The sequence below is a fragment of the Parasphingorhabdus flavimaris genome (assembly GCF_013371215.1).
In the GTDB taxonomy this organism is placed as follows: domain Bacteria; phylum Pseudomonadota; class Alphaproteobacteria; order Sphingomonadales; family Sphingomonadaceae; genus Parasphingorhabdus; species Parasphingorhabdus flavimaris.
Genome location: NZ_JABWMH010000003.1, coordinates 155,116 through 173,905 on the forward strand (window position 1 = coordinate 155,116; position 18,790 = coordinate 173,905).

Here is an 18,790-nt window from a genome sequence, read left to right on the forward strand (position 1 = left end):
GAGACAAGAGAATGGCACGACCAAAATCCGTAGAAGAATTGTTCGACCGCGAGGAAATATATGACATATTGATCAACTATGCGCGTGGAGCCGACCGGGCCGATATAGACCTGATTGCCGCGGCCTATCACGACGACGCTATAGAAGATCACGGCGGGACATTTCACGGACCGGCGAGCGAATATGTGGCGTTGATCAGCAAGGTTCTGCCAACTGCGCCGCGGATGTCCCATATTGTCACCAATATCAATATCGAGCTGGACGGCGAGAAAGCCTACACAGAATGCTATTTTCTGACCTTTTCGCGCCGCGACCAGATCGACGACCCTTTTGACAGCCTGACCATGGCCCGGGTGATCGACCGGTTCGAACGGCGCGACGGCGCATGGAAAATTGCCCATCGCCGCCTGGCATGGGACTGGAACCACGAAATGCCGCTGCTCGAAAGCTGGGGGCGTGGCGGGATCGCCCCCGACCCGTCCAAGCTGACCAGAGGGGCCAAGAAACCCGACGATATTTTATACGGCGACTGGCTCCGCGGAGACGGCCCGGCAACCCAAAAAGGAGAAATTGAATGAAGATTGAAGGATGTACGGCGCTGGTTACCGGCGGCAATCGCGGTATTGGCAAAGGCTTTGTCGAAGAGCTGCTCGATGCCGGAGCGAAGCGGGTCTATATTGCGGCTCGCAAATTGGCCGATGCCGAAGAATTGGCGCAGACGGCGCCGGACCGGCTGGTTGCGATCGAGCTCGACGTAACCAACGCCGATCAGATTGCAAAAGCCGCCGAGCAATGCACCGACCTCGATTTGCTGGTCAACAATGCTGGCGCCTTCAACAATGTCACCCTGATGGGGGCGGACGACATGACCGCGATGCGGCAGGAGATCGAGACCAATTATATTGGCGTTGTCGCCATGTGCCGGGCCTTTGCACCGATATTGAAAGCCAATGGCGGCGGCGCGATCGTCAACGTCTTGTCCGCCGGTGCGATTATCGCGGTTCCCAATATGGGCGGATATAGTCCGTCGAAATTTGCTTCGCGCGCGGCCTCGGACTGCATTCGTGCCGAACTGGAGCCGCAGGGCACGCAGGTTTCAGCGCTGATCGTCGGTTCGGTCGACACGCGCATGGCATCGCATGTAACCTGGCAGGAGAAAAGCTCGCCCCGGACGATCGGCAAGGCCGGCATTCTGGCCGTGGAACATGGCATCGACGAGCATGATACCGATCCGCATTCGGTGTCGGTTCGGGCTTTTCTGGCCCGTGATCCCCATACCATCAAGCGCTCGATGACCGATGCCCTGCACAAAGGACGCAGCTAATGTATAAAAACACGATCGAGACGGTTATCGCCAAACAGGATATCCACGATACAATCATGCGCTATGCCCGCGCCATAGATCGCGCAGACGGTCCGTTGTTGCACAGCTGCTACTGGGATGACGCGATCGAGGAGCATGGCAGCAGTTACACCGGACCTGCCCATGACTATATCGACGGCGCGATGGAGCGCCTGATGAAAGGCGATGTCATGATGCATCTGGCCGGTAACATTCATGTCGAGCTGGAAGGCGATACCGCCTGGGTCGAGACTTATCTGCTGACCTTCGCCCGCTTCAAGAAGGACGGAGAAGACTGGGACACGCTGACCGGCGGCCGTGTTTTCGACAAATTTACCTGTCGGGACGGCGAATGGCGCATCGCCCACCGCAAGATGGCGTTCGACTGGAACCACGACATGCCGTCTTCCGAGAGCTGGTGCGTGGGACTGTTCAACCCCGAGGATCCCCGCATGATCATGGGACGCAAGGGGAAGGATGACCTGACCTACAGCCGGTTCTGACGGCAGATCATTTCAGGCAAAAAAGAAGCCCGCGGACGAGATGTCCGCGGGCTTTTTCATGTATCAGAGAAGCGTCCGGTCTAGAATTTGAGAGCGACTTCCGCACCATAGGTCCGTGGCGCGCCCAGACGTGATATTTCATCACCGAAGAATGCAATCACGTTCGCGCGATAGACTTTGTTGGTCAGGTTGCGGCCCCAGATCGAGAAGGACAGGTCGCGCGTCGGGCTGAGGGTCAACCGTCCGCCCAGCGTTCCGTAACCAGGCTCATTGGCCAGGGCATCGGGGCTCCAGCTCATCTTGCCTTGATGGCTATAGCTCAGATTGGCCGCAAAACCGTCGGACCATGAACCAAGATCGGTCACGTAGTTCGCGCTGACGTTGAACTGATAATCCGGGGTCCGTTGCAGGAACTTGCCGTCGTTCACATTGCCGACCGAGTCGGTGAACTCGAGATATTTGGTGTCGAGCAAGGTCAGTGCGCCGTTCAGGTTGAAGCCGGGGAACAGGACAACTTGCGCTTCCGCTTCGATACCCAGGATCTTCGCATCGGCGGCATTATCCGTGATGTTGCACAGACAGATCTGCGACGTCTGTGTGACCTGCAGATTCTTGTAGCGCATCGAGAATGCAGCGACATTCAACCGAGCACGACGGTCGAACAGATCGAATTTCGCGCCGACTTCGTAGCTGTTGACCTTTTCCGGATCATAGCTGCTCTGCGCTGCCAGAGCATTGGCCGGATCGTCCTCGAACCCGCCGCCCTTGTAGCCCGTCGAATAGGTCGCATAGAGCATTATGTCGGGGTTGGGCTTGAACTCTGCAGTAACCTGCGGCGTAAATTGAGACCAGTGGTTGGAGTAGGCGGTCGTGTAACCGCCACCCTCGACATAATTGGCCGCAAGCGGAGCGGACGGAACCGGATCATTGGGTGTGAATTTGTCGCCCGTTTCCAGCGCCAGACCGGTGACGGTTCCGCTCTTCTTGTCGCGTGACCAGCGCAGGCCGCCGACGATCCGGAACTGCTCGCTGAAGCGATAGCCCAGTTGTCCGAAGATCGCATAAGAGGTGTTTTCCCCGTCATTGTCCCAAAGCGACTGGCCGTTCAGCGTCGGGATCGCGGGGGTTGCGATTTCGAAAGCGATAATATCGTCTTTCTTGACTTTATCGTGCTGGAAATATCCGCCGACGATCCAGTCGAACCCGCGGTCATAGGCCTGTTCGGAGACCATCCGGATTTCCTGCGTGAACTGCTTGATATTCTCTCTCTCACGTACCGGAGACCGGAACAGAAGAGGCAGGACGATCCCGTAATTGTTGCTGGGGCCGATGCCGGTCTGGTCATATTGGCTGAACGCCTTGCCGCTGCGATAGCCGGTAATGCTGGTAAGCGTACCAAGGCCTTCAAACTCGTTCGACAGGTTAAGCGTCAGTCCCCAGGCCTCGCGGTCGAGTTGTTGCGGGGTGGGATTCACGTCGCCCTTGTAGGTCTGCCAGTCGGGCAGGCTTTCCCGGATGGAAAGGCCTTCTGGCCGCAAGGCAGCGACCTGCGCACGCGCCGTGCTCCATGGACCGGCGCCGGCGTCGGGACCATCCAGGGCCACCGAGTGGAAACCGTTCGAACTGTCCTTGGTAAAGTCGGCGATCAGCAGCGCGCTGAAATCGGAATTTGACGGCAGATATTGCAACTGTCCGCGCATCTGTACGCTGTCGACATTGTCGAGGTCGATGTCATGGGCGATATCGCGGGCAAAGCCGTCACGATTGCGCACCTGGAACGCGAACCGTCCGTTGACGCTATCGCTGATCGGCCCGGTGAAATGTCCTTTCACCAGCTTTTCGTTATAATTTCCGTAGGATGCGTTGAGGCTTCCTCCGTAGGTCGATTCCGGACGCGCGCTGTAGATGCTGATCGCACCGCCGGCGACATTGCGGCCCAGAAGCACGCCCTGGGGTCCGCGAACGACTTCGACACGGCCGATATCATAGAGATCGAAATTGAACAGGCCGGAGCGGCCGACATAGACGTCGTCGGTGAATATCCCGATCGACTGATCGGCCGTCGGGGAATCAAGCCGCGTGTTGGTGATACCGCGGATGTTGAATTCCTGATCGAGGGGAGACAGTGCGGTGAACGACAGGGAGGTCGCTTCGCCAGCAAGATCCTCGAAGCTGAGGACGCGGGCTGTTTCGAGGCTATCCGCTGAAAAAGCGGAAATTGCCGCGGATGTGTCCTGCACATTTGTGTCGCGGCGCTGTGCCGTCACGACGATGACATCGAGTTGCATATTAGAACCTGCTTCCGCGGAAGCTTCGTTCTGCGTCTCGGCCTGCGCGGGCACCACAGCGGTCTGTGCGAGCGCCGCCGCAGGGAAGGCAAGGCAACTGATTGCTAAAGAAAGGTGACTCGATGTCTTGAACAAACTCATATATTTTCTCCCATCATATCCGGTCATTGAAGCAGCCGGTCTATCTTCGCACATCCGTAAACCATCGTAGTGGGTTCGTCAATGCAAGTTAGTCGAATGTGTTGAAGAGTGCGACCTCATGCTCAAGGCAGCCGTCCCGGCGAGACGATGCCTCCCTCTCACTTACGGGGATTATCATCCGGATTAAGGTTCGATGCCGATTTAGATGATCGCATTCCGGGAAATCTTGCCGTTGCAGTCGCCACGCAACAATCCCTGCCCGCCAATAGGCCAACAGAGGCAGCTATCGGGCAGCCGTCCTGAGGGGGATATTATCGGTTTCCGATCACTCCGGAGATGCTCCGGGGTTCCGTGTCGCTCTAACCCAATAAATGGCAGAAAAATGGTGCACCCGACAGAATTCGAATCTGTGACCTCTGCCTTCGGAGGGCAGCGCTCTATCCAGCTGAGCTACGGGTGCCAGGGCGTGTACCGCCGGATGGGCGTTTAGCAGCGACATTGCCCGATTGCCAATCAAATATTTGGCCTTTTGCGCGCGGCGGTCTAGTCTTCGCCTTCCGCCTTCGGAATTTTCTCGATCTGCTGGAACTTGCCGAGGCCGCAGGCGCCGCGCGTGTCCAGCTGGCCGCCGGTCTGCGACAGCACGTGAATGATATCGACGCTGCACAGCCGGTTGGTGGAGGTCTTGTAGGAAAAAGCCTCTTCAAAGCCGAGGCCGCCGCATTTGTTGGGCAGCTTGTTGCGATAGATATCGCCGTTGCGCATCTCGAAATCGATCGTCTGGTCGTCGATCACGTCGGTCGAGCGGATGCTCGAACGGGTGATGCAGCTTTTCGGTTCGCCGATCGCGCGGATTTCAGATATCTCGTCGCCGGACGGCTTCTCTGCGGCAAAAGCCAGGCTGCCGGCGGTCAGGGCGGACGCGATGATGACGGTGGATTGCAGGCGCATGTTCTTCTCCTTGCGATATCTGCCATTTGGGCGGCGAATTTACATTCCGATATATTTCGCGAAGCTGAATGCCGGCCGGAATGTTACGAATCGTCGGTCCAGCCGTCCGGCGCCGGCGTTTTCTTCTTGAACCGGCAGAGATCGGCAACCGGACAGCGCCAGCATTCGGGCTTGCGCGCCTTGCAGATATAGCGGCCGTGCAGGATCAGCCAGTGGTGGGCGTGGACGCGGAACGGGGCAGGGGTCTGTTTCTCGAGTTTCTTCTCCACCGCCAGCACGGTCTTTCCGGGCGCCAGGCCGGTGCGGTTGCCGACCCGGAAAATATGCGTGTCGACCGCAAATGTCTCGGCACCAAAGGCGCAGTTCATCACGACATTGGCGGTCTTGCGTCCGACTCCGGGCAGCTTGACCAGTTCGTCGCGGTCCGCCGGAACCTCGCCGCCATAGTCGGCAATCAGCATCTCCGACAGCGCGATGACATTTTTCGCCTTGGTATTGTAGAGGCCGATCGTCTTGATGTGCTCCTTCAGCCCGTCGAGCCCGAGATCGACCATCTGCTGCGGCGTTGTCACTTCGGCAAACAGAAGCCGGGTCGCCTTGTTGACGCCGATATCGGTCGATTGCGCCGACAGCGCCACGGCGACCACCAGCTGATAGACATTGCCATAGTTGAGCTCGGTCTCCGGCGACGGATTGTCGGCGGCGAGGCGCGAGTAGAATTCGAAGATATCGGCTTTTTTCATGGCCGCCGTCATGGCCGGTCGCGGCGCAAAATACAATCGGCCGCTCTGGCCGGATGTCATCCGGGCATCAGCGGCGCCGGCGAATCATTGGGTCAGGCGGCGCTCGTCGAACCATTGCCGCATGATCGCGGCCTGACAACCGGTCGATCCGTAGGTGCCGACCACCGAGCAGCTGCCCGGGCGGCCCGGCCGGGCGGCTTCTTCATGAGCGGCGAGGGCGGAGGACCAGCTCTGTTCTCCGGCCTGTTCTTCCGCTTCGACTTCCCGCACTTCCTTTGGAATGCGATAGCGTTCCGATTCGGGGCGTTGCGCGCAGACAACGATCTCGTCGCCTTGCGCTTCCGGACATGCATCCTCGCCATAGGTCACCAGAACATTGATCCGTTCCGGCGTGTCGAGAGGAGCGGGCGGACTGGCCGTCGCGGTCGTGCTCCAGAGACAGGCTGTCGCCGCGATTGCGCCCGATGTGGTGATATGCTTGAGAAAAATGATCCCGGCCTTCTCGCTGTTGCGCTCGTCGCGGGCCCTCACCGGCCGCTGTTTCCCGCGAGCATAAGCGGATATTCATTGCGGGACACTGAACGAACGGCGGGTCAGGTCGGGCCGTCGCCCTGTACCCGGTCCATCATGTCCATGAAATCCCGGGCGCTGTTGCGATCGGCCTCGTCCTCGAACGCCGTGTCGAGATCAAGATGCGTGCCGAGCATATAGAGGACCGCCCAGAGCGCGAAACGCCGCCCGCGATCCTGTTCCAGACCGAAGTCGACGCGCATATGCTCGATCCCCGCGGCCATCGCCTCCGGCTGGATCGCGCCCAGGTCGGCGGTGCCGAAATAGCGTTGCAGCTGATCATCAAAATCCATGATCAGGGCTTATGGGCTGCGGCGATGCTTGGCAAGCGGGGCGTGGGCGGTACGGGGTGCCGGTTTATCCTGTCGCTGCGGACAATATATCCTCAGCCTGTCTCCACCAGACCAGAATCTTCATAATTCATCGGCATGATGGGCAAATTCTATCCAGCAGGTCCATTTCGTCCGGGAGCATAAAATGGCATTTATCAATCATTTCGAAGAGGATGAAGTCGAGCAGGAATATATCCGCAGTGAACGCCAATCCCGGCTATATTCGACCCGGGCGGTGATCGTCATCGGGCCTCTGATTTTCCTCGGGTTCTTCATGTTGACCCCGGTTTTTTCTTCCAACGAAGCCTTCGCGATATTCAATATCACGACGGTGGTGACTGTCGCATTTTTCGCAACCATAATGTTCGTGACCGGCACCCGCCACTATATTGAAAAGACATGGCTGGATGTGTTGCCGTTCATCTGCCTGTCGATAGCGGCGGCTGTCTTGATGACCGTTCTGGTACGCACGGTTGATCCCGAACAGCTCGATCTCACCAAGATTTCCGTGATCTTCTTCGGTTTGATCTACTTTATCGCCAGCGTCCTGTTCGTCGCCAATGTGCGGCTTTTCATGATCTGGGCGATCGGGCTGCTCGGGGTCTTCTTCGTCTATATGGAGACCCACGGCATATCGATCGACGAGATGTACCATAGCGTTGTAAACATCGGTTTCTTCCTGTTGTTCGCGATCTTTTCCAACTGGGAGGTTGATCGCCGGGCGCGGGAAATGTTCGTCAGTCGTCAACAGCTGGATCTGGAACGCAAAAAGACCGAAAAACTGCTCTACAATGTCCTGCCGCAACAGGTGGCGAAGCGTTTGCGTGCGGGCGAAGTGGTCGCCGATTCCTTTTCGGATATATCGGTGGTGTTTATCGATATTGTCGGCTTCTCCAAACTCTCCAAACAGCTTTCCCCCGGACATCTGGTGGAGCAGTTAAACGGGTTCTTCCTGATCGCCGATCAATGCGCGAACCGCCATGGCATCGAAAAGGTAAAGACGATCGGCGATTGCTATCTCGCAGTCTCGGGCGGGACGACTTCCAATGGCCCGGGTGCGAAGGAAGCGGTCAATTTTGCTATCGATGTGATTGCCGAGATGCAGAATCGCGCGGCGGAAAGCGGCATCGACATTCAGTTGCGGGTCGGCGTCCACTCCGGTCCGGTGGTTGGCGGGGTGGTCGGAACGAACCGGCTGGCCTATGATTATTGGGGCGATACGATGAATATTGCCAGCAGGATCGAGGGTGCGGCGGAACCCAATGGTATCGCGGTATCTGCGGCGACCTATTTTCAATGCGCCAATAGCCACAAATTCGGTTCGCCCGAAACTATCCCGCTGAAGGGAGTGGGGGATACGACCATCTATCGGCTCAAACCGGCCATGGAGGAGCGGTGAACTCGCTGCCGCACCGTTGCTGCTGGACCAGGTGGCACATGATGTTCAGCCAGTCCGGCGCTCCGTCAGCCTCAGGTCATGATATAGCCGCCACGGATCATTACAATCGATGCCCAGGGCTTATCGGCTGCGCTTGTGGTTGGTAAGCCGGGCCTCCATTTCCCCATTCGCCGGGAACGGATCGCCACGCGGCGCGTATGGAAAACATGGAGAGTCCGGAAACGACGCTGACAGAGATTTTTTCCTACACGACGATCGGGCTGTCACTGGCCCTGATGTCGGGGCTGGCGCTGGGCCACGTGACCGAGCAATCAATGCATCCCCGCCTGTCTACCCCGCCGCCCGCGGACCCGGTCGAACGCTATGCGCTTGGTCAGAACGCCTACAAGATGCCCCATATCCCCGCCCGCATGACCCGCACACCGCCCGCCGAATATGCCGACGCCAGCCATGAAATCGGCCGCTACGAAAAGGGCGCGCGGGTGCTGGCACCGCAGGAGCCCGCCCGCAAGATCGAGCGGCTCCGGCTGGAACGGCTGCTTGCCTGGAATGAGGAGAATTTTGGGCGCGGTGACGGTCGGGCAGATCAGGCCGAGACGCTTGCAGACGACCATGCGCCCATCGATGTCGGCGCGGTAATGGATGCGCCGGAGACGGTGATGATGCGAGCCAGCGGGATATAACGCAATCGCACCGGTCGAAGACTGGTTGTCCCAATACATTAGCTGTCTGTTCGGTGCAGAATCCGCTATTCCGCCGAAGGTGTGGATTGAGCCAATCGGCGCTGCGGAGAGGAAGGCTGTGCCAGGTCCTGACGTGCTACGAATTGGTTCGACTAAGGCCGTAATTTCAACCGCTTATACCTTCTGCCATTAACGAGAAGGAGGCAAAACTTCTGCACTGATGCGCCGTTCAGGCCATTGTCGCATCCCGACAGCGCGATATTGCAAATGCCAAAAAAAAAGCGGGGCATATAGCCCCGCTTTAAAAGCAAAATTGTCAAAAGCTCAAGGGCTCGTAGGGGTATCGCTATCGCTTTCGCTGACTTCGGCGATCAGCAAAAAACCACCGATAACAGCAACCGATGCCAAAATTCCGAGAAGCGTACCGCTGCCTTCAAGGTTCGAAGCATTTTCGGTCTTGGCGGATACGCGCTCGACTTTCGATGCGACGGGCTTTGCAACGCTCTGCTGCGATTGAGCCAAGGCTGGTGCAGCAATCATGGAAGTGGCAGCAATGCAGGCTGCGATTTTACCAAATTTCATTATCGTAATCTCCGAATTTCTGTATTTCAATTTTATCATATGCTTCTGAGCCTAGGGAGACCAATGTTCGGCGGGAAAGTCAATAAAAATTAGCAATATCACGACAATGTACAGAACCTGTCACAATATAGTGACAGTTATTCTCGAATTTCATTGCAAACCCAAAACCCCGTCCATCCCGTACCGCCCGGCACTCTGCCCGGCCAGCCAGCCAGCCGCCTTCACGGCGCCGCGCGCAAAGATCATGCGGTTTTCCGCCCTATGGGTCAGCTCGATCCGTTCCTCGTCGCTCGCCAATATGACCGTGTGATCCCCCGCCACCGATCCGCCGCGCAGCGCGGCAAAGCCGATCGCGCCTTTTTTGCGCGCGCCGGTTATGCCGTCGCGACCGCTTTCGCTGTTGTTGGCCAGATCAATCTCGCGCCCCCGCGCAGCCGCTTCGCCCAGCAGTTTTGCGGTGCCGCTCGGCGCGTCCACTTTATGCCGGTGGTGCATCTCGACAATCTCGATATCCCAGTCATCGCCCAGCCTGCCCGCTGCCTGCTCGACCAGCGCCGCCAGCATATTGACGCCGAGCGAGGTATTGCCGGTCTGCAGCACCGGGATATTGGTCGCCGCCGCGTCGATCGCGGCATGATGCGCGTCTTCCAGCCCGGTGGTGCCGATGACGATCGGCTTGCCCGCCGCCACGCAGGCGTCGAGCGTCGCCTGCAGCGCCTTCGGCGAAGAGAAATCGACCAGCACATCGCTCGCACCGACCAGCGCCGCGACATCGTCGCCCTGGTCCGCGCCGCCGGCATGGGCGTGCTCCGCTTCCGCGATCGCCGCGACCAGCGCCTGTCCCATGCGGCCCTTGCTGCCGATAATTCCGATGGCTGTCATATCCCGGTCCCTGTCTTTGGTCCTGTGTTGAACATCCCTCTAGCCGTTCGTGTCGAGCGAAGTCGAGACACGTTGGAATCAAATTTCTCGCAAGTTCGCCCCACATGCTTCTCGACTTCGCTCGAAGCGAACGGTTATGGGGGGCGGATGCTGCAAACTATCAACAATATCGTCATCCTCACCGGCGCCGGCGTCAGCGCCGAAAGCGGCGTCGCCACCTTTCGCGGGCCGGATGGTCTGTGGGAAGGGCACCGGGTCGAGGATGTCGCCACGCCCGAGGCCTTTGTCCGCGACCCCGCTCTGGTCCAGAAATTCTACGACGAGCGCCGCGCGAAGCTCAAGACCGTCGAGCCGAATGCCGCGCACCAGGCGCTGGCGCGGCTCGACCGGACCTGGGCGGGCGAGCTGCTGCTGGTCACGCAAAATGTCGACGACCTCCACGACCGCGCCGGGTCGCAGCGCCTGCTCCACATGCACGGCGAGCTCAACAGCGCCTGGTGTCGCGCCTGCGACGCGCATTTTGCCTTTGAAGGGGAAATGGCGAGCGGCCCGGTCTGTCCGCACTGCCATGTACCCGGCTGCCTGCGGCCCGACATCGTCTGGTTCGGCGAAATGCCCTATCAGATGGAGCGGATCGAGGCGGCGCTCGCCCGCTGCGACCTGTTCGTGTCGATCGGTACATCGGGCGCGGTCTATCCGGCCGCCGGCTTTGTCCAGACCGCCCGCTATCACGGTGCCCGCACGCTGGAGATGAACCTCGATCCCTCGGAGGGCAGTTTCCATTTCCACGAAAGCCGGATGGGCAAGGCGGGCGAACTGGTGCCGGATTGGGTTGATCAGGTCCTGTCGCACGGGCTGTGTTGAGCCGGGCGCCATGAAGGGCCAATGCCATTGTGGCGCGGTGCAGATCACGGTGCCCGGACCACCGGCGGAGATCAGCCGCTGCAATTGTTCCCTGTGCCGCACGACCGGCTGGATCGGCGGCTATTGGCATCCCGACGAGGTCATGGTCGCAGCGCCGCCCGGGGCGCTGAACTCCTATGTCCAGGGCGACAGGATGATCACGACCTGGAATTGCGCAAGCTGCGGATCGCACACCCACTGGACGCCGCGAACCGCATCACCCGACCGCATGGGCGTGAATATGCGGATATTCGAGCCCGAAGAGTGGCAGCATCTGCCGGTGCGGGTCGTGGACGGGGCAAGCTTCTAATATGTGCCGAAATTTCTCCAATAAGCCGCGCTACACAGGGAGCCTGAACTTGCGAAACCTTTCAATCAATCTGCTTTCGGCCTTTTGCGCCTTTGCCCTTGCACCCGCCGCGTTCGCTCAACCAGCCAGTGAAGGCGACGCTCAGGCGACCGCGAGCAGTCTGGCGGGCAATTATCACCTGACCGGGGTGATGGAAACCGCGGCGCAGCTGCAGCTCGACGCCGACGGCAGCTATAAATGGATGATGATGGTCGGCAATCTCGATCTCTATAGCGAAGGCCGCTGGACGCAGGCGGGCGGGCAGGTGACCCTCGGCCCGCACCGGTTCGGCAAGGACATGCCGGTCTTTTCACTGGGCGAAGCCTATCCCTGGGGGCGCGAAGAAGCGGACGCCGCCTATGACAGCGATACCATCCGACTGCAAAACCGGGCGAAATGGCAATGCGCGTTTCTCGATGCTGGCGGCTATTATCAGTCGTCGGATGACACCGCCGCTGCAGAAGACCTGACCCCGTTGCAGCGCTACGAAGCCGCTGCGGCCAGCGAAGCCCAACTGCGCATCGAGTATGAGCGGGCGATTGCCGCCTATTTTGCCCGCGACCTGTCCGACCCGGATGACAATCTGGAAATTTCCGCACGCAGCGCAAGACGGGGCTGGGGCCAGGCGGTCGCGGTCCTGGCCAAAAGCGCACGCGCCGTTGGCAAGGCCGCCCGCTATCAGCCACCCTCGCTGCCCGCCGACTGTTTCTTCCTGTCCGATTATACGCCTGAATATGCCGACCGCGAATCCGGCCCCCGGATCGACTGGAGCGAAGGGGTCGGCATCTGGGTCAACCGGCGCGAGCGGCCCAATGCCCGGCTGGATATCGCTGCCGAATTCACCTTCGCCGATGGCAGCGTCGAAACGGCGAACAGTCATGAACTCGGCTTCGCCTTCGTCCCCGCAGCTGATGAACGACAGCTAAAGACGATTCGGCTGACGTTGCGGCATAACGGGTCGGAATATTCCTCCAGCTTCTCCGTAGCGTCGGACCGTGATGCGCGGGTCTACGCAGTGAAGCTGGACAATCGCATATTCATCAAGCCGCCCTTCGAGGAGCTTCGGCTCAATATTTCCGGCGATGATCTGGTACCGGCAGACGGCAGCGGCGGCGCCTATCTCAGGCGCGATTGACCTGCTGTTTCCGGCGAATCTTATAAATGCATCGTCACGAAAAGAAACAGGATCCACAGCGCCAGCGCCACGGTCGTCAGCCAGGTTGCCAGCACGCCCAATTGGCGAAAGCGCGGCGAGCCGCCCTTGTGATGCTGTGCCATGCCGACGATATGCGCGACCCGGCCGATCAGGAAGATTGCGGCGATAATCGTGATGCCGATATGATGGGCATTGGCCAGTTCGAGGATCGCCAGCATGATCAGGAAGACCGGCGCATGTTCCGACAGATTGGCATGGGTGCGGCGGGCGGCAAGCAGATCGGGATTGTCGCCGTCGCCGAAGCCGATCTGGCTGGCGAGGCGGACCTTGACCGTCGCATAGGCGCAATAGATCAGCAGCAGCGCACAAATCGCGGCGGCGAGGCCGGTTACCGGTAATGTCATGTTATTCCTCCCTGTGTTTTGGGGAGCTTAACCAATTCTCGGCGAAGCGCAACGTGCGGGGCAGGCGGGCGCGGCTTTGCAGGCGAGCAGCAGGATGCGCCGCGCAGCTATTGTCATGCGAGGGGCGCGGTCATTCTGCCCCGTATCGGCGAAACCGCGGCAGCCGGATCCATCATCATGAGCTCCTCCGGCGGCACCCCGCCGCGGAGCCGTGCCAGCCAGTCGTCGGGGTCATATTCCGTGCCGACGGGGTTCTGGCCGATGGCTTCGCCATGGAAATAGGCCGTGCCTTCCGCCTTGGTCGGAAACACATCGACGGAAAATTCCATCTGGTTGCCATCGGGGTCGGCATAATAGAGCGATGCGCTCATGCCGTGATTGACGCACCAATAGGGCCGGATCCCGACTGCCTTCAGCGTTTCGTAATTTGCCAGCAAATCGTTCAGCGAGTCATATTCCCACGCGACATGATCGACACCAATCATGCCGCTGTCATCCTTGTCGTCCGGATCGTCCGGGCGGATCACGCCGAGATCGGCAAAAGCGAAGCGGTGATGTTCTTCATCAAAGGTGAGAAACGCCAGCGCTGGGTTCTGATACTGGATTCTGGCCCCGAAAACCGTGGCATACCATTGCAACATGTCCTCAAAACGGCGGGTCCGGTAGACCACGTGGGCAAGGGCGGATGGTGAATTGATCATGAAGCTACTCCTTTGGTCATGAGGGTTCGGGAAGGGGCGCGGTCGTCCGCGTCCAGAAATTGCTCTGTCCGCGGTATCGCCGAGGCGGATGAGGCAAGCGCCAGGCCGAGGTGCGCCAGAATATAGGGTTTGATATCGTCCACTAGCCGGCCTGCTGTTCGTCTTCATTCGCCAGACTGCCTGCGCCAACTCCGGCGAACAGGCACAGGGCCAGTCCGGCAAGAGACAGGGCGGCTACCGCATAATAGGCCGCCGCATAGCCGCTGCCTTCGACGACCCACCCCGAGCCACCCGACAGGAGCGACCTAGCGAGATTGGGAGCGGCCATGAACAGCGCAAACAGACTCGCGGCAATGGTCGGATCGCAAAGTCGCATCGCCCAGACGATGAGAACGATGGTCAGGAGAAGTGCGACAATATACTGGATAGCATATATTGCCATGAAGACTGTACTGCCTTGCCATATTTCATAGGTGGCACCCGCTATGATTGCCGCAAGAGCCAGGACAAGAAAAAGCACCGTCATAGAATTGCGAAGGCCCGCCCAGCGTACAAGAAATGTGGTTATCGTGGCACCGGCGATCGCTGCGACCAGCCCGACAATACTCGCAAAACTGCTATAATCGTCACTCCCCCAGCCCAGTTGCTGGACCGCGAGCGTTGGCGCGACGGAATCCAGAAAGGCAAAAGTCGCCGAGGCCAATCCGGTCCCGGCCAGGAACAGGAGAGTCGGTAGCGATAGCAAGGACCGAAAAATGCCCCCGAGGATCGGAAGCCAGGCTGCGTGCTGGCGTTCGGTACATTCTGGTGAAGGTTGGCCGCCGGTCCACGGGAAAAGCCGTTCTCCGGGCCGTTCCCGGAACAGGGAAACGAACAGGGAGGCAATCCCGACAAAAGCGCCAAACAGAAACGCCGTGATCGAAATCTGGTCATCGACCAACAGCTGCCCGGCGATAAAGCCGGCAGCAGAAATGCCCAGGGTCTGGGAAGCAAACATAAATCCGTTAACGGTGGTTCGTTCTTCTTCGGGCACGAGGTCAACCGTCATGCCGTCGATTGCCACATCATTGAAGGTGGCGCACAGATTGAGCGTGAAACAAAAGGCCGTGAGCAAAATAATCTGGCTGGCCGACGGGGCGGCAATGGCCAGGCCGAACAAGGTTGCCATCATCAACGCCTGGGCGACCAATATCCATGACCGACGTCTACCCATCGGCCGATAGGTAAACCGGTCCATCAACAGGCCGTTGAAAAGTTTCAGCGACCAGGGGAGCAGGGCTGTTCCTACAAAGCCGCCAATTTCTATCGGCGAGGCGCCGCGGGCTGCGAGCCAGGCGGGTATGGCGATCGTGCTTAACCCGACAACGATACCCTGCATGAAATAGAGCAATATGATCGCGGTACATCGCAAATATATATTCTCGGACATGGTCGGAACAGCCGGGTAGCCCCTGTAAAGGGCAGATTTTGCTTCACTCATAAAAATATCGCTCTTCGATGATCTTTTGGTCGCGGACGGTGTAGATGGCGATCTCGCTAAAAGGTTGCCGCTCGCCGGTGGCCCGGCGCTTGATCAGCATGTCGATAAACAGGGCAAAATGGTCGCCAGTGATAAAAGGGCCATCGATGCTGAGCTCTTCCATCGCGCTGTGATCCAGCCAGCTTGTCAGCTTGTAATGCGCGGCCTTATATCCCGTAACGATGGCCGGGCCATGTTCCCTGCTATTCTCCGGCTCCATGCTGACGATATCGACGGCCCAATATTTTTCTGCCGCAGCAACCGCCTGCCCGTTCAGTAGCAATGATGAAAAATCATGTGCGAGATCACCAAGATCACTCATAGCATCCCCTTCCTGTGTTCGGGCCAAGCAGAAGAATCCGGCGGATGGCGGGTCGCAAAATCATCCGCCGGACTGGGGTGCGGCTTGGCCGGTTGATGCAAAGGGATGCAATCTCCGGCCAGACCAAACTTCAAAGCTAGCGGACGGTCGCTTCCTGCAGCGTCATCGACCCCGTGACCTTGCGGAATTTCGCCCGGTTGCCGGATTCGGCATCGAGCTGCGCGTTGGTTCTCTTGTCAAATTCTTCCCATTCCTTGCTGCGCTTTTCCATTTCGGCGCCGCTGGGCCAGGAAGGGAAGGTCCGCGTCAGATACATGGACGGTTCACCATCGCGGGGATCGACATTATAATAGATTTTATAATCGCTGATCCAGCCCTTGGACTTGGCGAAATCCTGGTTTTTCTTCCATTCGCCGGCAAGATAGCTGGCATAAGCCGTCCATCCGGCATCCTCCAGATAGATGCCGGTCATGGTCGTGTAGTCACCGGCGACCAGCGGGAATTCGTCGGCCATAGCCGGTGCGGACAAGGCCAGCGGCGCGGCCACGGTGATGGCAGTGGCCACCATCATTTTTTTCATCAGTTTCATTCGTCTTCTCCTGTTCTCTTTCGGTCAGCGAGGCCAAGGCGATATCGAATTTCACAGCCCCCCATTCGGCAAACACAGCTCTCCCGTTGGCGGAAACCGGGACTTCCGGGCCGCCTGACTGGCTATTCATGTCTGCAAATTCGATGGGACGACAGTGCGCCCAAAGCTAACATCGCGTCAACGGCGCTACCGTCAATAATACGTCAATTCGGTGGTGAGGGGGCGGGCAACAGGTCCGGCCAGCCATATTTTTCCCATGCCGCGACCAATCCGATGCGCCTGGCAAAGTCCATGAACTCGGGGTGCATGCGCGTCTGTCTTATCGGTTCGCCGTCGGCCCAGAGCGACATCAGGCCAACCATATTGGGCGGCGTGATCTGTTGGCCGAGGGTTTTGAACACCATCGGCGCATAGCCCATCCAGACCGCGGGCCAGACTATGGTCGGATCACAGGGGTCGGGCAACGTCGCGTGCAGCATTTCCAGCACCTGGCAATATTGCTGTCGCGCCTCTTCATCGCCGCTATGGATGCCTCTGGCCGCGAGCAGCCAATAGGCGTCCATCGCTTCGGGAGCCATGGGCGTCATGCCCGCCGGCGCAAAAATCACGCTGTTCATGAGCGAACGCGATTTCTGATATTGTTCCATCGCGAGATCGCGGTCGCCCGATGTCGCCGTCGCCGCCGCCAGATGCAGCGAAGGCTGACCGAGATCCGCCATCCGCTGCCCCGCATCTATGGCCGCATCGATATTGCCGAGGTTGAGATGGGCCGCGCATAACATCGCATAATTCCGGCCATCGACGGGATCCTGATCAATGGCTGCTTCGACATAAGGCAATGCCTCTGCCGTCCGTCCGCAATAGAGCAGAAAAGATCCCAGACGCATGACCACAGCGGGATTTTCAGGCTCCAGCTCATAGGCCTTGAACGCCAGATCCAGGGCACCCACAGCGTTATTCCTGGTCCATTGATACAGGCCAAGCATGGCATAGGCATGCCCCTGTTTCGGCGAGAGTTCGATGGCCTTTCTCGCGCATTCGGCCATGCGTTCTGCTTCGCCCAATTTGTCGAGACAAGGGGTGAAGACGGCTGTGTAGACATGCGCCTCGGCCAGAGCGGTCCAGCATTCGGCGAATTCCGGCTCCATCTCCAGCGCCTGCTCCAGCAGCTTGATGGCCGTTTCGAGTACACCGTCGCCGATCGCCCGGCGGGTCAGGGCCCGGCCCTGCAGATAGAGACCATACGCCGCCTTGTTATCCGTCATCCGGCGGACGTCATGGTCCGCTATGTCCAGCTCGAGCGCCGCGCACAGTTCTTTGGTGACCGTGCGCGCAACCTGCTCGCGTGACACAAAGATATCATCCTCCGTGCCATCATAGACATAGCCCCAGCTCTCGAAACCGGTCTGGCCGTCAATCAGGCGCACATTGATGCGGACATCACCATCCTGCCGCTGAACCGAACCCTCGACCAGGTGGGACACTCGAAGGACATCGGCAATTTCCGGCAGCGAAAGATTGGTGTCCTTGAACTGAAAGGACGATGTTCGCCCTGCAACCAGCAGCTGCGGCACCTGTCCCAGCGTGGTGATCAGTTCGTCGACAATACCGTCGGCAAAATATCCCTGATCATCTTGGCTGTCCAGGGAAGCGAACGGCAATATCGCCAACCGCGTTCTGCCGCTCTGCCGACCAGCCATGATGACGCGTGATGCCGCCGGGTGCCGCACCATCCACGCATCCAGAAGCTTTTCATGGTCTGCAAGATTTCCGGATGCTTTCAATTTGGCCAGGGCATCACTGACGCTGATTTGCAGCCGCTGATCTATGGATTGCCTGCGCTCGGCAAGCCAGGTTTCGAAATCCTCTCCAAAATGCAGCTGATCCAGAATTTGCTTGCCGCCGATGGCCAGCAGCAAAGTGGTCGCTTGCGCCCAATTTCCATCGGCGAGCGCATTTTCCAGATCGGTCAGGTCGGATCGGACCGAACCACCGTTCAGGCTCACCCGGCTCCGCGACACTTCCAGCAGTTCGCAATCGGCTGCCGCCAGCAATTTCCGCAAATCGAGCAGACATTGTCGCAGACTTGCCCGCGCCTGTGCCTCAAATCGGCCTGGCCACAAAAGTCTGCTCAGATGGTCGCGGTCAATCGGCTCGTCGGGTGCAAGACAGAGCATCGCCGCCACGGCCCGGGCCCGCCGGTTGGATATGATGATTTCGCTGCCGTCGGGTGCCAGTAGCTGAAAGCTTCCAAAGAGCGAAAAGCGCGCCGCTGCAACGGGTCTCGACAGCATGTCTTGCTTGTTCGCGAAATCCAAATCCTGATGCCCCCAATATCATGGCAGCATAACGCGATATGGTTCATGTGCAATTAATCAATTGGATCGTGTTCGGCTCCGGTGGAGCGGACATTGGGACGAAGTCGGGCTTT

At 58.9% G+C, this 18,790-nt stretch carries 21 protein-coding genes and 1 tRNA gene; 8 read left to right on the forward strand and 14 right to left on the reverse strand.

The features are described from left to right. Window positions 1-11 precede the first annotated feature (11 nt). Genes HUO14_RS09595 through HUO14_RS09605 form a run of 3 tightly spaced genes read left to right on the forward strand, consistent with a single transcriptional unit; the run spans window position 12 to window position 1,845 of the window. Window positions 12-578, forward strand: a complete 567-nt coding sequence (locus tag HUO14_RS09595) for a nuclear transport factor 2 family protein (RefSeq protein WP_176279690.1) — start codon at window positions 12-14, stop codon at window positions 576-578. After that, complete coding sequence (locus HUO14_RS09600) at window positions 575-1,324, forward strand: SDR family oxidoreductase (protein WP_176279691.1); 750 nt, start codon at window positions 575-577, stop codon at window positions 1,322-1,324. The genes HUO14_RS09595 and HUO14_RS09600 overlap by 4 nt, the downstream gene beginning before the upstream one ends. After that, a complete protein-coding gene (locus HUO14_RS09605; protein WP_176279692.1) occupies window positions 1,324-1,845 on the forward strand; it encodes a nuclear transport factor 2 family protein in 522 nt (173 codons plus the stop codon). Before HUO14_RS09600 ends, HUO14_RS09605 begins: the two co-directional genes overlap by 1 nt. Window positions 1,846-1,925: 80 nt before the next feature. On the opposite strand, the gene HUO14_RS09610 is transcribed toward HUO14_RS09605, so the two are convergent. The 6 genes from HUO14_RS09610 to HUO14_RS09635 form a co-directional block, all read right to left on the reverse strand. Beyond that, complete coding sequence (locus tag HUO14_RS09610) at window positions 1,926-4,274, reverse strand: TonB-dependent receptor (protein ID WP_176279693.1); 2,349 nt, start codon at window positions 4,272-4,274, stop codon at window positions 1,926-1,928. 383 nt (window positions 4,275-4,657) lie between these two features. Then, window positions 4,658-4,734, reverse strand: a tRNA-Arg gene (locus HUO14_RS09615). An 83-nt stretch (window positions 4,735-4,817) separates the two neighbouring features. Then, window positions 4,818-5,225 carry a hypothetical protein gene (locus tag HUO14_RS09620; RefSeq protein ID WP_176279694.1) on the reverse strand — a complete coding sequence of 136 codons (408 nt, stop codon included), beginning with the start codon at window positions 5,223-5,225 and terminating at the stop codon, window positions 4,818-4,820. Window positions 5,226-5,308: 83 nt separating this feature from the next. Next, window positions 5,309-5,968: an endonuclease III gene (gene nth / locus HUO14_RS09625; protein WP_176279695.1), complete on the reverse strand. Its 660-nt coding sequence runs from the start codon at window positions 5,966-5,968 to the stop codon at window positions 5,309-5,311. Between the two features lie 84 nt (window positions 5,969-6,052). Next, window positions 6,053-6,499, reverse strand: coding sequence for a hypothetical protein (locus tag HUO14_RS09630; RefSeq protein ID WP_176279696.1), 447 nt, complete (start codon window positions 6,497-6,499; stop codon window positions 6,053-6,055). Between the two features lie 62 nt (window positions 6,500-6,561). Then, window positions 6,562-6,831, reverse strand: a complete 270-nt coding sequence (locus HUO14_RS09635) for a hypothetical protein (protein ID WP_176279697.1) — start codon at window positions 6,829-6,831, stop codon at window positions 6,562-6,564. 184 nt (window positions 6,832-7,015) lie between these two features. Between HUO14_RS09635 and HUO14_RS09640 the strand changes: the two genes are divergently transcribed. Both HUO14_RS09640 and HUO14_RS09645 read left to right on the forward strand, forming a co-directional pair. Beyond that, window positions 7,016-8,269: an adenylate/guanylate cyclase domain-containing protein gene (locus HUO14_RS09640; RefSeq protein ID WP_176279698.1), complete on the forward strand. Its 1,254-nt coding sequence runs from the start codon at window positions 7,016-7,018 to the stop codon at window positions 8,267-8,269. A 206-nt stretch (window positions 8,270-8,475) separates the two neighbouring features. Beyond that, complete coding sequence (locus HUO14_RS09645) at window positions 8,476-8,952, forward strand: hypothetical protein (RefSeq protein WP_176279699.1); 477 nt, start codon at window positions 8,476-8,478, stop codon at window positions 8,950-8,952. 324 nt (window positions 8,953-9,276) lie between these two features. On the opposite strand, the gene HUO14_RS09650 is transcribed toward HUO14_RS09645, so the two are convergent. Both HUO14_RS09650 and dapB read right to left on the reverse strand, forming a co-directional pair. Next, window positions 9,277-9,534: a hypothetical protein gene (locus tag HUO14_RS09650; protein WP_176279700.1), complete on the reverse strand. Its 258-nt coding sequence runs from the start codon at window positions 9,532-9,534 to the stop codon at window positions 9,277-9,279. A 150-nt stretch (window positions 9,535-9,684) separates the two neighbouring features. Continuing rightward, window positions 9,685-10,416, reverse strand: a complete 732-nt coding sequence (gene dapB, locus HUO14_RS09655; protein WP_176279701.1) for a 4-hydroxy-tetrahydrodipicolinate reductase — start codon at window positions 10,414-10,416, stop codon at window positions 9,685-9,687. A gap of 147 nt (window positions 10,417-10,563) precedes the next feature. On the opposite strand from dapB, the gene HUO14_RS09660 reads away from it, so the two are divergent. Genes HUO14_RS09660 through HUO14_RS09670 form a run of 3 tightly spaced genes read left to right on the forward strand, consistent with a single transcriptional unit; the run spans window position 10,564 to window position 12,803 of the window. Next, a complete protein-coding gene (locus tag HUO14_RS09660; RefSeq protein ID WP_176279702.1) occupies window positions 10,564-11,280 on the forward strand; it encodes an NAD-dependent deacylase in 717 nt (238 codons plus the stop codon). A 10-nt stretch (window positions 11,281-11,290) separates the two neighbouring features. Beyond that, window positions 11,291-11,629: a GFA family protein gene (locus HUO14_RS09665; RefSeq protein ID WP_176279703.1), complete on the forward strand. Its 339-nt coding sequence runs from the start codon at window positions 11,291-11,293 to the stop codon at window positions 11,627-11,629. Between the two features lie 49 nt (window positions 11,630-11,678). Then, entirely contained in the window at window positions 11,679-12,803 is a 1,125-nt protein-coding gene (locus tag HUO14_RS09670; RefSeq protein ID WP_176279704.1) for a hypothetical protein, read from the forward strand. Window positions 12,804-12,823: 20 nt separating this feature from the next. Here the strand turns inward: HUO14_RS09670 and HUO14_RS09675 are convergent, their stop codons facing one another. The 6 genes from HUO14_RS09675 to HUO14_RS09700 all read right to left on the reverse strand — a co-directional run bounded on the left by HUO14_RS09675 (window position 12,824) and on the right by HUO14_RS09700 (window position 18,677). Continuing rightward, a complete protein-coding gene (locus HUO14_RS09675) occupies window positions 12,824-13,228 on the reverse strand; it encodes an MAPEG family protein (protein ID WP_176279705.1) in 405 nt (134 codons plus the stop codon). A gap of 113 nt (window positions 13,229-13,341) precedes the next feature. Continuing rightward, window positions 13,342-13,929, reverse strand: coding sequence for a VOC family protein (locus HUO14_RS09680; RefSeq protein ID WP_176279706.1), 588 nt, complete (start codon window positions 13,927-13,929; stop codon window positions 13,342-13,344). A gap of 142 nt (window positions 13,930-14,071) precedes the next feature. Further along, window positions 14,072-15,409, reverse strand: coding sequence for an MFS transporter (locus HUO14_RS09685; RefSeq protein ID WP_176279707.1), 1,338 nt, complete (start codon window positions 15,407-15,409; stop codon window positions 14,072-14,074). Further along, window positions 15,402-15,770: a SnoaL-like domain-containing protein gene (locus tag HUO14_RS09690; RefSeq protein ID WP_089134006.1), complete on the reverse strand. Its 369-nt coding sequence runs from the start codon at window positions 15,768-15,770 to the stop codon at window positions 15,402-15,404. Before HUO14_RS09690 ends, HUO14_RS09685 begins: the two co-directional genes overlap by 8 nt. 136 nt (window positions 15,771-15,906) lie before the next feature. Continuing rightward, a complete protein-coding gene (locus tag HUO14_RS09695; RefSeq protein WP_176279708.1) occupies window positions 15,907-16,359 on the reverse strand; it encodes a hypothetical protein in 453 nt (150 codons plus the stop codon). A gap of 203 nt (window positions 16,360-16,562) precedes the next feature. After that, on the reverse strand, window positions 16,563-18,677 hold the full coding sequence (locus tag HUO14_RS09700; RefSeq protein ID WP_176279709.1) for a tetratricopeptide repeat protein: 2,115 nt from the start codon (window positions 18,675-18,677) through the stop codon (window positions 16,563-16,565). Window positions 18,678-18,790 lie beyond the last annotated feature (113 nt).

What these genes read in the sequence shown, in the direction of transcription:
- HUO14_RS09595 (WP_176279690.1), top strand. Translation starts at nt 12, where the DNA reads ATGGCACGACCAAAATCCGTAGAAGAATTGTTCGACCGCGAGGAAATA.
- HUO14_RS09600 (WP_176279691.1), top strand. Translation starts at nt 575, where the DNA reads ATGAAGATTGAAGGATGTACGGCGCTGGTTACCGGCGGCAATCGCGGT.
- HUO14_RS09605 (WP_176279692.1), top strand. Translation starts at nt 1,324, where the DNA reads ATGTATAAAAACACGATCGAGACGGTTATCGCCAAACAGGATATCCAC.
- HUO14_RS09610 (WP_176279693.1), bottom strand. Translation starts at nt 4,274, where the DNA reads ATGAGTTTGTTCAAGACATCGAGTCACCTTTCTTTAGCAATCAGTTGC.
- HUO14_RS09620 (WP_176279694.1), bottom strand. Translation starts at nt 5,225, where the DNA reads ATGCGCCTGCAATCCACCGTCATCATCGCGTCCGCCCTGACCGCCGGC.
- nth (WP_176279695.1), bottom strand. Translation starts at nt 5,968, where the DNA reads ATGAAAAAAGCCGATATCTTCGAATTCTACTCGCGCCTCGCCGCCGAC.
- HUO14_RS09635 (WP_176279697.1), bottom strand. Translation starts at nt 6,831, where the DNA reads ATGGATTTTGATGATCAGCTGCAACGCTATTTCGGCACCGCCGACCTG.
- HUO14_RS09640 (WP_176279698.1), top strand. Translation starts at nt 7,016, where the DNA reads ATGGCATTTATCAATCATTTCGAAGAGGATGAAGTCGAGCAGGAATAT.
- HUO14_RS09645 (WP_176279699.1), top strand. Translation starts at nt 8,476, where the DNA reads ATGGAGAGTCCGGAAACGACGCTGACAGAGATTTTTTCCTACACGACG.
- HUO14_RS09650 (WP_176279700.1), bottom strand. Translation starts at nt 9,534, where the DNA reads ATGAAATTTGGTAAAATCGCAGCCTGCATTGCTGCCACTTCCATGATT.
- dapB (WP_176279701.1), bottom strand. Translation starts at nt 10,416, where the DNA reads ATGACAGCCATCGGAATTATCGGCAGCAAGGGCCGCATGGGACAGGCG.
- HUO14_RS09660 (WP_176279702.1), top strand. Translation starts at nt 10,564, where the DNA reads ATGCTGCAAACTATCAACAATATCGTCATCCTCACCGGCGCCGGCGTC.
- HUO14_RS09665 (WP_176279703.1), top strand. Translation starts at nt 11,291, where the DNA reads ATGAAGGGCCAATGCCATTGTGGCGCGGTGCAGATCACGGTGCCCGGA.
- HUO14_RS09675 (WP_176279705.1), bottom strand. Translation starts at nt 13,228, where the DNA reads ATGACATTACCGGTAACCGGCCTCGCCGCCGCGATTTGTGCGCTGCTG.
- HUO14_RS09680 (WP_176279706.1), bottom strand. Translation starts at nt 13,929, where the DNA reads ATGATCAATTCACCATCCGCCCTTGCCCACGTGGTCTACCGGACCCGC.
- HUO14_RS09685 (WP_176279707.1), bottom strand. Translation starts at nt 15,409, where the DNA reads ATGAGTGAAGCAAAATCTGCCCTTTACAGGGGCTACCCGGCTGTTCCG.
- HUO14_RS09690 (WP_089134006.1), bottom strand. Translation starts at nt 15,770, where the DNA reads ATGAGTGATCTTGGTGATCTCGCACATGATTTTTCATCATTGCTACTG.
- HUO14_RS09695 (WP_176279708.1), bottom strand. Translation starts at nt 16,359, where the DNA reads ATGAAACTGATGAAAAAAATGATGGTGGCCACTGCCATCACCGTGGCC.